At 30.1% G+C, this 16,023-nt stretch carries 10 protein-coding genes; 2 read left to right on the forward strand and 8 right to left on the reverse strand.

The window, feature by feature from the left end; all coding sequences use genetic code 11:
• Positions 1–7: 7 nt before the first annotated feature.
• On the forward strand, positions 8–1,747 hold the full coding sequence (locus tag ACQ3F0_RS07905; RefSeq protein ID WP_428864634.1) for an NADH-dependent [FeFe] hydrogenase, group A6: 1,740 nt from the start codon (positions 8–10) through the stop codon (positions 1,745–1,747).
• A 60-nt stretch (positions 1,748–1,807) separates the two neighbouring features.
• Here ACQ3F0_RS07905 and ACQ3F0_RS07910 read toward each other — a convergent pair whose 3' ends face one another.
• The 5 genes from ACQ3F0_RS07910 to ACQ3F0_RS07930 all read right to left on the reverse strand — a co-directional run bounded on the left by ACQ3F0_RS07910 (position 1,808) and on the right by ACQ3F0_RS07930 (position 7,396).
• A complete protein-coding gene (locus ACQ3F0_RS07910) occupies positions 1,808–2,302 on the reverse strand; it encodes a hypothetical protein (protein WP_428864635.1) in 495 nt (164 codons plus the stop codon).
• A gap of 444 nt (positions 2,303–2,746) precedes the next feature.
• Positions 2,747–3,667: a pseudouridine-5'-phosphate glycosidase gene (locus ACQ3F0_RS07915; RefSeq protein WP_428864636.1), complete on the reverse strand. Its 921-nt coding sequence runs from the start codon at positions 3,665–3,667 to the stop codon at positions 2,747–2,749.
• Complete coding sequence (locus tag ACQ3F0_RS07920) at positions 3,661–4,755, reverse strand: PfkB family carbohydrate kinase (RefSeq protein ID WP_428864638.1); 1,095 nt, start codon at positions 4,753–4,755, stop codon at positions 3,661–3,663. The genes ACQ3F0_RS07915 and ACQ3F0_RS07920 overlap by 7 nt, the downstream gene beginning before the upstream one ends.
• Before the next feature lie 157 nt (positions 4,756–4,912).
• On the reverse strand, positions 4,913–5,053 hold the full coding sequence (locus tag ACQ3F0_RS07925; protein WP_428864639.1) for a hypothetical protein: 141 nt from the start codon (positions 5,051–5,053) through the stop codon (positions 4,913–4,915).
• Between the two features lie 342 nt (positions 5,054–5,395).
• A complete protein-coding gene (locus ACQ3F0_RS07930) occupies positions 5,396–7,396 on the reverse strand; it encodes a sigma 54-interacting transcriptional regulator (protein ID WP_428864640.1) in 2,001 nt (666 codons plus the stop codon).
• A 656-nt stretch (positions 7,397–8,052) separates the two neighbouring features.
• Between ACQ3F0_RS07930 and ptsP the strand changes: the two genes are divergently transcribed.
• Positions 8,053–9,675 (forward strand): phosphoenolpyruvate--protein phosphotransferase, encoded by a 1,623-nt coding sequence (gene ptsP, locus ACQ3F0_RS07935; RefSeq protein WP_428864642.1) that lies wholly within the window; start codon positions 8,053–8,055, stop codon positions 9,673–9,675.
• Between the two features lie 103 nt (positions 9,676–9,778).
• Here the strand turns inward: ptsP and ACQ3F0_RS07940 are convergent, their stop codons facing one another.
• From ACQ3F0_RS07940 to ACQ3F0_RS07950, 3 genes are all read right to left on the reverse strand, one after another.
• The gene (locus tag ACQ3F0_RS07940) at positions 9,779–10,831 is read right to left on the reverse strand and encodes an AI-2E family transporter (protein ID WP_428864643.1); all 1,053 of its coding nucleotides are present in this window, start codon (positions 10,829–10,831) and stop codon (positions 9,779–9,781) included.
• Positions 10,832–10,917: 86 nt separating this feature from the next.
• Entirely contained in the window at positions 10,918–11,625 is a 708-nt protein-coding gene (locus tag ACQ3F0_RS07945) for a suppressor of fused domain protein (RefSeq protein WP_428864645.1), read from the reverse strand.
• A 27-nt stretch (positions 11,626–11,652) separates the two neighbouring features.
• Positions 11,653–15,957 carry an acyl-CoA dehydratase activase-related protein gene (locus ACQ3F0_RS07950; RefSeq protein ID WP_428864646.1) on the reverse strand — a complete coding sequence of 1,435 codons (4,305 nt, stop codon included), beginning with the start codon at positions 15,955–15,957 and terminating at the stop codon, positions 11,653–11,655.
• Between the last annotated feature and the right edge of the window lie 66 nt (positions 15,958–16,023).

Below are 16,023 nucleotides of genomic sequence, written 5' to 3' on the forward strand. Positions count from 1 at the left end.
GTATATAGTGAGTTTAGTAACTTTAACTATAAATAATAGAAAAGTTCAAGTAGACGAAGGTTCTACTATTTTAAATGCTGCTAGTAAATTAAATATAAATATTCCTACTTTATGTCATTTAAATTTAGCTGATGATGTTACAACAAACCACCCTGGTTCTTGTAGAGTTTGTGTTGTAGAGATTGAAGGAAGAAGAAATCTTGCTCCATCTTGTTGTACACCAGTAGCAAACGGTATGGTTGTAAAAACAAATTCTATTAGAGCTATCAAAGCACGTAGAACAATTGTTGAGTTATTATTATCTGATCATCCTCAAGATTGTTTACTATGTGAAAAAAATCTTAACTGCGAACTTCAAAAGATTGCAGCAGATTTAGGAATTAGAAAAATAAAGTTCCAAGGTAAAAAAAGAAATACTAAAAAAGATAATTCAAGTTACTCTATTATTAGAGATTTTGATAAATGTATTCTATGTAGAAGATGCGAAACTATGTGTAATGAAGTCCAAACAGTCGGAGTATTATCTGCAATTAATAGAGGCTTCGAAACTACAATCAGTCCTGCTTTCCATGCTCCTATGACGGAAACTAATTGTACTTTCTGTGGACAATGTGTAGCTGTATGTCCTACAGGTGCATTAACTGAAGTAAACTACATTGAAGATGTTTGGGATGCTGTAAATAATCCTGAAAAAGTTGTAGTAGTTCAAACAGCTCCAGCTATCAGAGCTGCATTAGGTGAAGAATTTGGATATGAACCTGGAACATTAGTAACTGGAAAAATGGTTGCTGCATTACGTTCTATGGGATTTGATAAAGTATTCGATACTGATTTTGCTGCTGATTTAACTATAATGGAAGAAGCTTCTGAATTTGTTCATAGACTTCAACATGGAGGAACTCTTCCAATGTTAACAAGTTGTTGTCCAGGATGGGTTAAATTCTTCGAGCATGATTTCCCTGATTTACTAGATGTACCTTCAACTTGTAAATCTCCTCAACAAATGTTTGGAGCTATAGCTAAATCTTACTATGCTGCTAAATTAAATGTTGATCCTAAAAATATAGTTGTTGTTTCAATAATGCCATGTTTAGCTAAAAAATACGAAGCTGCAAGACCTGAAATGGCTCCAAATGGAGTTAGAGATGTTGATATCGTAATTTCTACTAGAGAATTAGCTATCATGATTAAAGAAACTGGTATTGACTTCACATCATTAAGAGAAGAAGATTTTGATGCTCCATTAGGAGAGTCTTCTGGTGCTGGTACTATCTTCGCTAGTTCAGGTGGAGTTATGGAAGCTGCTTTAAGAACTGCTTCTGAATGGTTAACTAAGAAGCCATTAAACAACATTGAGTTCAAAGATATCAGAGGTCTTAAAGGTATCAAAGAAGCATCAGTTATGGTTAATGATTTACAAGTAAATGTGGCAATCTGTAGTGGATTAGGTAATGCTCGTATATTACTTGAAAAAATCAGATCTGGTGAAGCTAATTATCACTTAATAGAAATCATGGCTTGTCCTGGTGGATGTATTGGTGGAGGCGGTCAGCCTTACAGTCACAGTGATGCTTCAATTCTAGAAAAAAGAATGCAAGCAATTTATCAAGAGGATTCTGGTAAAGCTATCAGAAAATCTCATGATAATCCTTATATAGAAAAATTATATAAAGAATTCTTAGGTGAACCTTACGGAAAAAAAGCTCATAAATTACTTCATACTCATTACGTAAAACGTTCAGAATAATTTATAATTTGCTTTATAAAATAGACACAGTCATTATTGACTGTGTCTTAAAATTTAGTTTTATAATTTTCTATTCCAATCTATAACAACAGTACCAACAACCTTTTTAGTCTGTTTTGCTCCTGCTGCTAATCTACATGCTTCACGATAACATTCCCAATGCCGTTCTGTAAATTTCATTACTTCATCTAATTTTAAATAAAGGACATAGCAGGGAAAAGTATTAAACTTACAAAAATCACAAAGTTCTTTTATCCTATCTTTACTAAAGATATCAGCTAAGGAGTCTATTTTATCTGATGGATAAATAATTTGAATTTTATTCTTTTCATAGGGTAGTAAAAACGCCCTATAATTATGAATCTTCATTTTTACATTTCCTTCCCGATTATTCATATTAGAATGAAATGTACAATACTCTCTTACATCCTCAGGTACGCTTAACTTCAAAATAGTATAAATCCTTTTTAATTTTTGGTTTAAGCTACCCTCAATTTTCCTCTTAGCCAATATTGCCTCTATTGCTTCCCTCTCTTCCATACTTCTCATATTCATTTTATATTCCTTCTTTCTTAAATAAACTGCAAAAATGATGATACTTTATTAGAATTAATTACTTTATATATGTTTGAAATAATAGTACGTAGATCTGTAAGCTAGGATTAGAATTCTAGGAAAGGAGCTTAAATAACTTTGTGTATAAATTAATCATACTCCTTATGTATCAATAATTAAATCTATTATTACATTTTTTTCTCGATTATTTATAGTATTTACCTATATCACTAAAATATTCACTAATTAGCCTTAAAGCTTTAATTTTAGTATAATTATGCAAAAGAGATGACAGAGTAATTCGTCTTTTATTTCTATTGCACCTAAAAAAGCTCTCCGCCTAAGCGAAGAGCTTTATTCATATCATATTCTATAGTTATTCCACAAAAAGTAATTTAGTTCAACTTACTTTTTGTGGTTTAAGCATTCTATTAAAATTCATAGCTAATTTAGTTCACATAATTTCACAGCTAATTTTGAAGCTACTCTTGCATTATTGTATACAAGTTCTATATTTGATGCTAAGCTATTTCCACCTGTTATTTCTTTTACTTTTCCAAGTAAGAAAGGAGTTGTATCCTTACCCTTAATTCCTTTTTCAAAGCATTCCTTTAAAGCTTTATTTATAGCTTCAGTTATTACATCAAAGTCCATTTCGTATTGTTCAGGAATAGGGTTTGCTACTACCATTCCTCCATGGAGCCCTAAATCCCATTTAGTTTTTAGTGCTACTGCAAGTTCATCCACTGAATCAACTTTATAATCTACACCAAACCCACTTTTTCTTGTATAAAATGCTGGTAGTTCGTTTGTTTTAAATCCAACAACCGGTACTCCTTGTGTTTCTAGATATTCAAGAGTTAATCCAATGTCTAAAATTGATTTAGCCCCTGCACATACTACAGCAACATTTGTATTTGCTAATTCTTGAAGGTCTGCTGATATATCAAAAGTTTCTTGTGCTTTTCTATGAACTCCACCAATTCCACCTGTTGCAAATATTTTTATTCCTGCAAGATTAGCTATAATCATTGTAGATGCAACAGTAGTTGCTCCATCTGCTTTTTTAGCAAGAATAAATGGAATATCTCTTCTGCTTGTCTTAATAACTTTCGTTCCCTGCTTACCTAAATAATTTATCTCTTCTTCTGATAATCCCACTTTAAGCTTACCATTTAAAATTGCTATAGTTGCTGGAACTGCTCCATTTTCTCTAATAATATTTTCAACATTTATAGCTGTCTCTGCATTTTGAGGATATGGCATTCCATGTGATATAATTGTAGATTCTAGCGCTACAACTGGTTTATTATTTTTTAAAGCCTCTAAAACTTCATCTTTTATTTCTAAGTATTTTTCTAACATAATCCTGTCTCCTTCATTATATTTAGCACATTATTTGCTGACATATTTGGATTTATTGTCTTATGGTTTTTCATGGCTAGGATTGAAGCAGCCATAGAAAATCTTGCAGCATACTCTATTTCTTCATCTTCCATGTAACAATATGCAAGTCCTGCAACAAAGGCATCTCCCGCTCCTGTTACATTGATAGGTTCAATTTTAGGACTCTTTATTTTTTCTTCTTTTTCACCATCATTATAGTAAATACCATTTTCCCCCAGTGTAATAAAGACTCTTTTCACACCTTTTGATAGAAAATAATTTGCTGCTTTCCTCATATCTCTAACATTATTAATTTCTATACCTGATAAAACTTCTGCTTCTAATTTATTAGGTTTAATAGTATGAAAATAACCTATAATATCTTTTATTTTCATTGCTTTAGTTGTAGATACAGTATCTAAAAAGTAATCCACATCATCAATATTAGTAACTGTATGTCTTATAACGTCCTCAGGTAAATTTGTATCAATAACACATAGTCTCGAATTTGATATAACTTTTCTCTTCTCTCTTATAAAATCAGGGGTAACTTTATCAAAAATATCCATGTTTGAAATTGCAGCTACCATACTTCCTTTTTCATCTAATATGCACATATAATTTGATGTACTTTCATCATCCAAAATCAATGAATAGCTCAAATCTAGTCCATATTGTTTTGCGTCATTCAAAATTTTCTTTCCATAAAGGTCATTCCCTACTGCAGTTAATAATTTTGTTTCTACTCCTAATTTTGATAAGTTCTCTCCAATATTTCTACCTACACCACCCAAAGATATCTTAACATCTCCTGGATTTGAATCTTCATAAATAAATTTTTTCTTCGAAAATCCCTGAATATCAATATTCGCTCCACCTAAAATACTTACATATTCATGCTTATATATTACATAACCTTTGCCTAGTATATATCCTTTTTTCATCAGGTTAGCAATATGAACAGCAGCAGACGATCTTGTTATTCCTAACTTATTGGCAAGTTCCTTTTGAGAGATTAAAGGGTTCACCTCTATTAGTTCTAGAATTTCCTTTTCTCGTTTAGTCATATCCGGCTCCTCTTTGCTTTTGCTTAGTAATTAAACTTAAGCTTATATTTATATTAACAAAATTTTTTTACTTTTTCAATATATAAAATATTAAAATTTCATTAATAGTTTCGTTAATTTTAACCATTTATACTTTTACAACAAAAAAAGCTTTTCCTTAAGAAAAGCTTCCTCTTTTAACTGATTGTTTTTTTGAAGTTCTATTGCTGTTTTTAGCAGATTCTCTAGTTAAAGGTGTATCCCAGTTTGCCTTTTCTTCTCTTACACCTTTTTTATCAATTTGACTATCCTTTGGCATAATTTCTCTCCTTCAGAGTCGGCTTAATAATTAGTTCTACTTTTCTTTCAAAAACATACAATCATCAAGTAAGAATTTTTATTACGAAACTTTATTTATACATGTACAAAATCTCAGGTATTTATGAGTTTTGGACTTGTATAAATAGTTAGTTGAATTAAAAACTCTATATGTTTTTTGAAAGAAATTAGTAGAAGTTATTATTCAACGATCTCTTTCATTTACTATAAACTGCGAACTATAGATAAATCCAGGTCGTAATTTATCTATATATTTTCCACAGTAATACTATTAGCATAACAAAAAGAAATTATTCTACACTTTAACCATTCTACGGATAAATCAACTTTTATCTAGCCCATATTTTTTACACTTCAAAGAAACAGTTCTATGTGTTAATCCTAAAGCTTTTCCAGCTTTATTATAACTTCCATACTTTTTCATTGCAAGCTCAATTATTTCTTTTTCATATTCTTCAAAAGGCATAATGTCGTCATTAAGAGTATTTATCAGTTTTGTTTTTTTATCTTTTAGATTGGTTATATATATAGGCATATCCTTTATAGTAATTATATCTTTATCACACATGTTTATTGCTCTTTCAATGATATTCTCTAATTCTCTAATGTTTCCTGGCCAATGATATTTTTGAAGTAATTCTAAAACCTCGTTATCAATTTGACTAATATTTTTACCCATTTTACTTGTAATTTTATTTATAAAATGTTCAACTAATAAGTTTAGATCTTCTTTTCTTTTCCTAAGTGGTGGTAAAGATATAGAAATAACATTCAATCTATAATATAAATCTTCCCTAAACTCGCCCTCTTCCATCATTTTTTCGAGATTTTTGTTAGTAGCAGATATAATTCTTACATCAACTTTTTCTGTTTTTATTCCTCCCACTGGTTCAAATTCTTTTTCTTGGAGTACTCTTAAAAGTTTAACCTGCATGGATTTAGGTAAGTCACCTATTTCATCTAAAAATATAGTACCTTCATTAGCTATACTGAATTTTCCCTGTTTATTCTTTAGTGCTCCTGTAAAAGCACCTTTTACATATCCAAAAAGTTCACTTTCAATTAAATTTTCTGGTATTGCAGCACAATTAATCCTTACAAATGGTTTTTCAGCCCTATGAGAGCTATTATGTATAGCTTTTGCAATTAATTCTTTACCTGTTCCACTCTCTCCTCTTATCAGTACTGTTGAAGTGTACTTAGCCGCCTTATCAGCTATTACCATACAATCCTTCAAACTACTGCTATTACCTATTATATTTGAAAAGGAACTATTTAATTTACTATGTCTTTTTAATTCTTCTTTATAATAATTAAGTTCTTCTTCAAATTCATCAAGCTTTTTCATTAATTCTTTTATTTCTTCAACAGACCTACCTATTGATAGTACACCTTTAAATTTTTCGTCAATAAACAAAGGATATACACTAGTTATAAGATTTGTATTGTCTTTAGTTCTTACTACGTTTTCTAGCTTTTCTTTAGAATTAAACACCTTCATCCTTAAACCCTTAGATGATATTTGAACCAAATCTTTTCCTAATATCTCAGCCTCACTAATATCAAAATATTCTTTATACGCAGGATTCACATATGTTATTTCTCTTTTCTCATTTACAAAACAAATCATTTCATTAGTTGTTTCCAAAATTTTATTTAGCTTTTCATTTAACTCTTTCATACCTACTAGTTCGGATATATCCTGAAATATTCCAATAGCACCAATTGTTTTACCACTAGATATTATAGGAGATCTATTAGTTATAACAATTCTATTATTTATATGTTGCACATTTCCATATTGTTTAGTTTTTGTAATAAGCACATTATGAAGATCAGAAGTTGGTATAATATCTTTGACATACTTCCCCACCACTTCATCACTTTTTTTCTGAATCAAATCAAGTCCATATCTATTTATTAAAGTAATATTGGCATCCATGCCAATTACAAGAATCCCTACAGGTATGTTTTGAATTATTTGCTCATTAGCAATAGCATTTTCTTCGAGTATGGCATCCAAACCTGCAAAGCTTTCGTCTCTTTCATTGAATTGGGTATTTATGAAACTAATTAATTCATTAACCGCCTGTTTTGCTGTATCTGTTTCTTCCCTACAGGATATTTCAATTTCTTCACCATTTTGAATTCTCATAGAAATAAGTGCCAAGATACTTATTGCAATTGGTAATGAATTAGGTTTTTTAATAAATAGCTCAATCTCTTTTTTAATTTTTATTTCATCAGCCTTTTGTACAATCATTGCTGCTATTCTAGTATGAATTCCGTTTTCAATATCAATCCTTACTCTTTCTCTATACATAGCTTTCCTTTCAATTGATATATTTTATCATAACTACAAAAATCGTTGATAATTTTTATCAACCCACCAAATAATAGTGTTATACATTGATTTTTATAGATTTTTTCTAGTACATTCATTAAAAATACTTTAATCTAAGTTTGTAATTAATATAATATTATTTTTATATTGATAAATATTATCATACCAAATACATAATAATATTAATGTAATCATTTCCAATTCAATTATATCAGTAATTAATATATTATTCTACTAATTTGGCACAAATATTGCTTTAATTTATAGTGATAAATAAAAATTACGCAGCCTATTTGATATTTAGAGTTTTCTCTTGGTATCAAAACTACCATATAAGTGATAAGTTAAAAGTGACAAGTGACAAGTTAAGGATGATTTTCTTGCAGAAAATTTTTAGCTAAGCCTTATTAGCTTCTCTAACTGGAATAATGTTGTTTTGCTATACAAAAGAGATCAATTGAATCTTTTATATAATTAAAAGCTTTCACCTTAGTGAAAGGTGTCCATAATTTGTAACTTGTCACTTGAAACTTGTCACTATATTTTTTATAGTATCTTTTAAATTTTAGTTTAGAGTGTTTTATCTGTATATCTATATATAGAAAGATTTAAATATAAACTCGGGAGGAATAATAATGAAAAAAGGAATTGCAGCATCAAAAGGATATGCTATTGGTAAAGTGGTTATTAAGGAAGATACAGAAATTGTAATAGACAATACAAAAATCACAGATATTGAAAGTGAAATTTCAAAATTAAATACAGCACTGGAGTTATCTAAAGAACAATTAACAAAAATCAAAGAAAAAGCTGAAAAAGAAATTGGTGCTGATAAAGCTGCTGTTTTTAGTAGCCATATAATGGTACTAGAAGATCCCGAATTATCTGGTGCAATTACTGAAAAAATTAAAACTGAAAAAGACAATGCTGTAAAAGCCGTTAATGATGTTATCCAAATGTACGTTGGTATTTTTGCTGCAATGGATGACGAATATATGAGAGAAAGAGCTTCAGACATAAAAGATGTAGGTAATAGAGTTTTAGCTAATTTAACTAACTCTTCTTGTGAAGGAGTAGATTGTCTTTCTAATAATTCTATAGTTGTAGCTCATGATTTAACTCCTTCTGATACAGCTCAACTTGATAAGTCAAAAGTAGTTGCTTTCCTTACAAATATAGGCGGAAGAACTTCCCATAGCGCTATTATGGCTAGAACATTAGAAATTCCTGCAATAGTTGGCCTTCAAGATATTACTACTAGTGTAAAGAATGGCGATTTAGTAATCGTTGATGGTGGCGAAGGGATTGTTATAATAAATCCAGATGAAACAACTATTGAAGAATATAAAACAAAACAAGCTGAATATGAAAAAGAAAAAGAAAGATTAAAAACTTTAATCAATGTTAGAACTGTAACTAAAGCCGGAAAACATGTTGAAGTATCAGGTAATATAGGAAAAGCAGAAGATGTAAATCAAGTATTAGAAAACGGTGGAGAAGGAATCGGATTATTTAGAACTGAATTCTTATACATGGATAGAAATGATATGCCTTCGGAAGAAGAACAGTTTAATTCATATAAATATGTTACTGAAAAAATGGGTGAAAAACCTGTAGTAATTAGAACATTAGACATTGGTGGAGACAAAAAACTTCCGTATCTCCCTTTACCTGAAGAAATGAATCCTTTCTTAGGCTATAGAGCAATAAGATTGTGTTTAGATAAAAAAGACATATTCAAGATTCAATTAAGAGCATTACTTAGAGCATCTGCATATGGAAACTTAAAAATCATGTTCCCAATGATTTCTTCATTAAGCGAATTCTTAGCTTCAAAAGAAATCCTTACAGAATGCATGGAAGAATTAAAAGCTGAAGGAAAAGATTTTAACAAAGATCTAGAAGTTGGTATGATGGTTGAAATACCTGCTGCTGCCGTTTATGCTGACGAACTTGCTAAACATGTAGATTTCTTTAGTATAGGAACTAATGACCTTATACAATACACTTTAGCAGCTGATAGAATGAACGAAAAAGTTTCATACTTATATGATCCAATGCACCCAGCAGTATTAAGACTTATTAAAATGACTATAGATGCCGCTCACAAAGAAGGTAAATGGTGTGGTATGTGTGGAGAAGCTGCTGGAGATGAAAATGTAATTCCTACTCTAGTTGAATATGGATTAGATGAATTCTCAATGAGTGCAACTTCAATTTTAAGAGCTAAAGAATTAATTATGAATCACGAAATCTAAAAACCTTGATATAAAACTATAACGCCTTAATAATAGTATTATAGTTTAATATATAGTCTCTCAAAAGACAGCTTCCCTACCCAGGTTGCTGTCTTTTTTCAGTTTACTTCTCCTCAACATATATAGATTTTATTATAACTTTCACCACTGAATAAGCCGGTATTGCTATAAATGCTCCTAAAATACCAAGCAAAGATACTGATATAAAAATCAGAAATATAACAGTTAGTGGATGAATATTAAGTCTATTACCAATTATATTAGGTGTAATGAAATTACCTTCTATTTGCTGAACAACAACAGATACGATAATAACCTTAAGTGCTAAACTAATATTAGTTATGAGCGCTATTAACAATGCTGGTATAATCCCTAAAAATGGCCCTATAAAGGGTATCATAGATGTGATCATAGCAAATATGGATAGTACAAATGCATCTTGCATACCTATAATTAAGTATCCTATAAACATCATAATCCCAATGCAAAAGGCCACTAAAATCTGTCCTGTTATATATGTAGATAAGGTACTATCTATATTCTTAAATAATTTATTTGCCCATACTCTTCTTTTATCAGGTATTATATTTAAAATACCTTCTTTAAATTTTTCTCCATCTTTTAATAAATAAAATGCAACTATAGGTATTAATATAAGTAAACTTCCTATATTAGCTATACTTGAAATAAAACTAAAAGACCCTTTAGAGATATTTTGTATTGATTTCTCTATGTAAGGCTTTATACTCCCTTCTATTTCCTTTGCAGTACTTGAATCTAAATTTAAATTTCCCCATACCTTATAAAAATTATTTTGTACTTCTTCAATTTTTGATACTACATCTTTATAGGATTTACTAAAAGTTTGAGCTACTTGACTTCCACTATATCCAAACAATAAAAATAAAACTCCAACAAAAATAAGTAAAACCAATATTACAGCCAAATCTCTTTTTAGACCAGTTTTTTCAATTAATTTTACCAATGGCCTAAATATATAATAAATAAAACCTCCAAATAATAATGGGATAAATAATGTATTGAGTATTATGGATAATGGATTAATTATGAAAGTTAATTTAGATAACAAAAAAATTATGGTTAAAACTATTAAAACTCCTATTGAATAACGATAAAACTTATTGTCTATTTTCATTTTTTACCTCCCAAGTTTAAAAGCAGTTAACTAACTATAAAAAAATACTGCATCTATATTATAGATGCAGCATTTCATTATTATGATTATATCATAGTCTTATTTGTAAAAAAATTCAATAGTTGATTTCCACACACATTTTTTCTATTGACATCAATTAATTCAGTAATTCCGTTACCATAAAACTTCTTCTCAAAAGCCTTTATCCCACGGTTTATTCTAAATTTCATTTCCTCTTCATACAACGGAACAATATTAAAGAAGTTAATATATTTATCTTCACCAATATTACACTTACTAAAAGCAGGATTAGCTAATGTTGGTTGTAGTGGCACAAAACCACATTGCTTTGTATTGTTAGCTACAGGATAAGTTCTTCGCTTATTGATATTAAATCCATACCATGGATATGATGATTCTAATATAAGCTGTTTAGAAATTTCAATAAGCCATTTATAAGGCCATCCAAATCGAATGTCTTTCATATGATTCTCCCCTCTATACCAAGAAGGAGGTAAACATATAATTAACTCAACATATTTAGAATTATGAAAGTCTTTGTCCTTTTCTAATTTTGTATCACTAACTCCGTAAGTTACAAGTTTATGGTAAAACCCATTTTTTGTAGGAGGTATATGATAAATATTCAAATAATAATCTTCTGTTATTTTTTCCTGAAAAACATTATCTATTTCACCCAAATATTTTTCTATATGGTTTATAAAAATGTTTTTTTCATTCTTTATACTTCTGTAATAATAATCTAAATCATTAAAAATAACATTATCTCTCATTAAATTCAATCACCCATCATTTTAATATTACACACTCTCTACTCTTTTTCCAATATTAAGATTTGAGATTTCATTGTCTGCTATATTTATATTTTTATTACTAAGCTCATCCTGAAGATTTTTTTCAGCCACAGCTAGCATCAGTTTAATTCTATTCAATTGGTTAACTTCACTAGCGCCTGGATCATAATCTACAGCAACAATATTTGCTCCCTTATGTCTTCTCCTAAGTTCTTTTATCATACCTTTTCCAGTTACATGATTAGGTAGGCAAGCAAATGGTTGAATACATACAATGTTCTTTACATTGTTATGGATTAGCTCTACCATTTCACCAGTTAAAAACCATCCTTCTCCAGTTTGATTTCCCAAAGATAATATAGGCTCTGCTCCTCTAGCTAACTCTTTTATTGTTCCTAATGTATCAAATCTTTTGCTATTCTTAAGAGCTTTTCTCATATCATTTCTAAAGTTTTCAATATACCATATTACTGCATCACCAATCAGTTTTGATTTTAATGTTCCTGATAAATATTTATACTTAAAAGTTTCGTCATATGCACAATATAAGAAGAAATCTATTAAGTCTGGGACTACTGCCTCCGCCCCTTCTCTTTCTAGCACTCCAACTATATCGTTATTTGCAGTTGGATGATACTTGACTAAAATTTCACCTACTACTCCAACTCTAGGCTTCTTAATGTTTAGAACTTCTAATTCATCAAATTCTTCTATTATTTCTCTCATATATCTTTTAGCTTCTTTTACATTGCACGAGCTTATAACAGTTTTAGATTTTTCAGCCCATTTTCTATACAATGCATTAGCAGATCCTTCAACTCGCTCATAAGGGCGAACTCTATATAAAACTCTCATAAATAGATCGCCAAAGAGTAAGCCTAACAAAGCTTTTTTCAAAAATTTTGAATTTACATTGAACCCAGGATTACTTTCAAGCCCAACATAATTCAAAGAAATAACAGGAACCTGTTCCATACCAGCTTCTTTCAATGCTTTTCTAAGAAACCCTATATAATTACTAGCTCTACAGCCTCCACCAGTTTGAGACATAATCAAAGAAACATTATTCAAGTCATATTTACCTGATTTTAAAGCTTTAATCATCTGTCCTACAACTATTATTGATGGATAGCATGCATCATTATTTACATACTTTAATCCTTCATCAACTGCAGCAGTATCTACTGACGGAAGCACTTCAAGATTATATCCTTCTGATTTAAATACATCACTTATAAACTCAAAATGAATTGGCGACATCTGTGGTGCTAGTATTGTATGTGTTTTTTTCATTTCAGTAGTAAATGGTACTTTTTTTATAGTTTTGTACTCGTTTTTTGGTACATAACCAATTTTCTCTCTTTCATCCATAGCTGCTTTTAAAGAACGTACTCTGATTCTAGCTGCTCCTAAATTATTAACCTCATCTATTTTAATAACTGTATAAATCTTATTATTACCTTTCAATATTTCCTGTACCTGATCAGTTGTTACCGCATCCAGGCCACATCCAAAAGAGTTTAACTGAATCAATTCAAGATTTTTTTCAGTAGAAACAAAGTGTGCTGCCGCATATAATCTTGAATGATATACCCACTGATCAACAACTCTTAAAGGTCTTTCAATAGTTCCTAAATGAGCTACAGAATCTTCTGTTAGAACCGCCATTCCAAATTCTGTGATTAAGTTTGCTAAACCATGATTTATTTCTGGATCTACGTGATATGGTCTACCAGCTACTACTATTCCTTTCTTTCCAGTACATTTTAAATATTCTAATACTTCTTCACCTTTTTTTCTAACGTCATTCCTAAAGTTTTCTCTTTCTTCCCATGCAACATCTACTGCACTATAAATTTCTTTTTTAGATATCCCACAGACTTTAAACTCTTCCGATAGTCTTTTCGCAAGTCTTTCTTTTATATCCATTGGCAAAAAAGGTTTTAAGAAATTAATATCTTTTTCTTTTAATACATCCATATTATTCTTTATAACTTCAGGATAGGATGTAACAATAGGACAACTATATCCATTATCTGCTCCAGATTGCTCTTTTTTATCATATGGAACGCATGGATAAAATATCATATCTACTTTTTTATTAACCAAATCCATTATATGCCCATGTGCAATTTTTGCTGGATAGCATACAGATTCTGAAGGTATTGTTTCCATCCCAAGTTCATAAATATGTTTTGAACTTCTTTCTGATAAAACCACTTTATATCCCAATTTTGTAAAGAATTTATGCCAAAATGGATAGTTCTCATACATATTAAGCACCCTAGGAATACCAACTGTACCTCTTACAGCTTTATCATTTTCTAATGGTATATAATCAAATATTCTATTATATTTATATTCTATAAGGTTAGGAATATCTTTGTTTTCTTTCCCTTTTCCAGCACCTTTTTCACATCTATTACCAGATATAAATTTTCTACCATCAGAAAATTTATTTATCGTAAGAAGACAATTGTTACCACAGGCTCCGCATCTTCTTAAATCAATATCCACCTTAAATTTATTAAGTTCTTCTAAAGGTAATAAAGTTGATTTATATTCTTCATCATATCTTTCTTTGCTCAAAATAGCAGCTCCAAAAGCTCCCATTATGCCAGAAATATCTGGTCTTATAACTTCTCTTCCAGAAAGAAGTTCAAAACTTCGCAAAACAGCATCATTATAGAATGTGCCACCTTGAACAATAATTTTTTCACCTATCTCATCTGGATTTCTCAATTTTATTACTTTATATATAGCATTTTTTATAACTGAATATGATAACCCTGAAGATATATCTCCAACAGTAGCTCCTTCCTTTTGAGCTTGTTTAACTCTGGAATTCATAAATACAGTACACCTAGATCCTAAATCCACTGGCTCTTTTGAATATACAGCAGCTTTTGCAAAATCTTCAACCTTCATATCCAAAGACTTAGCAAAAGTTTCAATGAAAGAACCGCACCCAGAAGAACATGCTTCATTAAGTAATATATCATCAATAATACCATCTTTAACTTTCATAAACTTCATGTCCTGACCACCGATATCTAGAATGGCATCAACTCCAGGCAAGAAGAAATTAGCAGCTTTATAATGTGCTACAGTCTCAATTTCACCATTATCAATTTTTAATGCAGCTTTGATTAAACCTTCACCATAACCCGTTACAGTACTATTAACTATTTTTACTTTATCATGTAATTTGTTATATAAATCTTTTAATATTTCTATTGTTTTTCCTAGGGGATCACCTAAATTACTACCATAATAAGAATATAACAACTGTCCATTTTCACCGATTAAAGCTGCTTTTGTTGTTGTAGAACCTGCATCTATTCCAAGGAATGATTCACCTTCATATTTATCTAAATTTCCCTTTTCAACTAAGTGTTTAGAGTGTCTTATTTTGAATTCATTATACTCTTTTTCATCAGCAAATAAAGCATTTAACCTTTTTACTTCGTGACTATTAACATTGTTTATTTGTTCTACTCTGTTTTGAAGTTCTTTAAAAGTAATATTTTTTTCATCCAATGAGGATATGGCTGCTCCTATAGCAACAAATAAACGGGCATTTTCAGGAAATATTACTCTTTCTGATTTCAAGTTTAATGTTTCAATAAATCTATTTCTTAACTCAGATAGAAAAGACAAAGGTCCTCCTAAAAAAGCCACATTTCCTCTTATTGGTTTACCACATGCAAGTCCACTTATTGTTTGATTAACAACTGCTTGAAATACAGATGCTGCAATATCCTCCTTTGCAGCCCCTTCATTTAATAGTGGTTGAATATCTGTTTTTGCAAAAACTCCACATCTAGATGCTATAGGATATATAACTGAATGTCTTTTTGCAAGTTCATTCATTCCGTCTGCATCTGTTTGTAATAACACTGCCATTTGGTCAATAAAAGCTCCAGTTCCACCTGCACAAGTTCCATTCATTCTTTGTTCAATAGAACTATCAAAATATGTTATCTTCGCATCTTCTCCACCTAACTCAATAGCTACATCTGTATTAGGAATATATTCTTCGATAGTCTTTGTACAAGCAATGACTTCTTGAATAAAAGAAACATCAAGCCATTTAGATACTGATAACCCTCCAGATCCTGTAACCATTATAGAAACTTTATCATTTTCATATTTTTGACAAACTTCATTGATTAATTTAATTATCGTATTTTTTATGTCTGAAAAATGCCTTTTGTAGGTTGAAAAAACAATTTTCCCTTCTCTGTCCAAAATAATAACTTTTACTGTTGTTGACCCTACATCCAATCCCATGCTATAAGTATGTCCCATATTAAATTACAGCTATGCTGTATTTCACCTCCATTGTGCAAATAAACATACACCAACTTACTAACA

Source organism: Clostridium sediminicola, assembly GCF_050402865.1.
GTDB lineage: Bacteria > Bacillota > Clostridia > Clostridiales > Clostridiaceae > Clostridium_AF > Clostridium_AF sediminicola.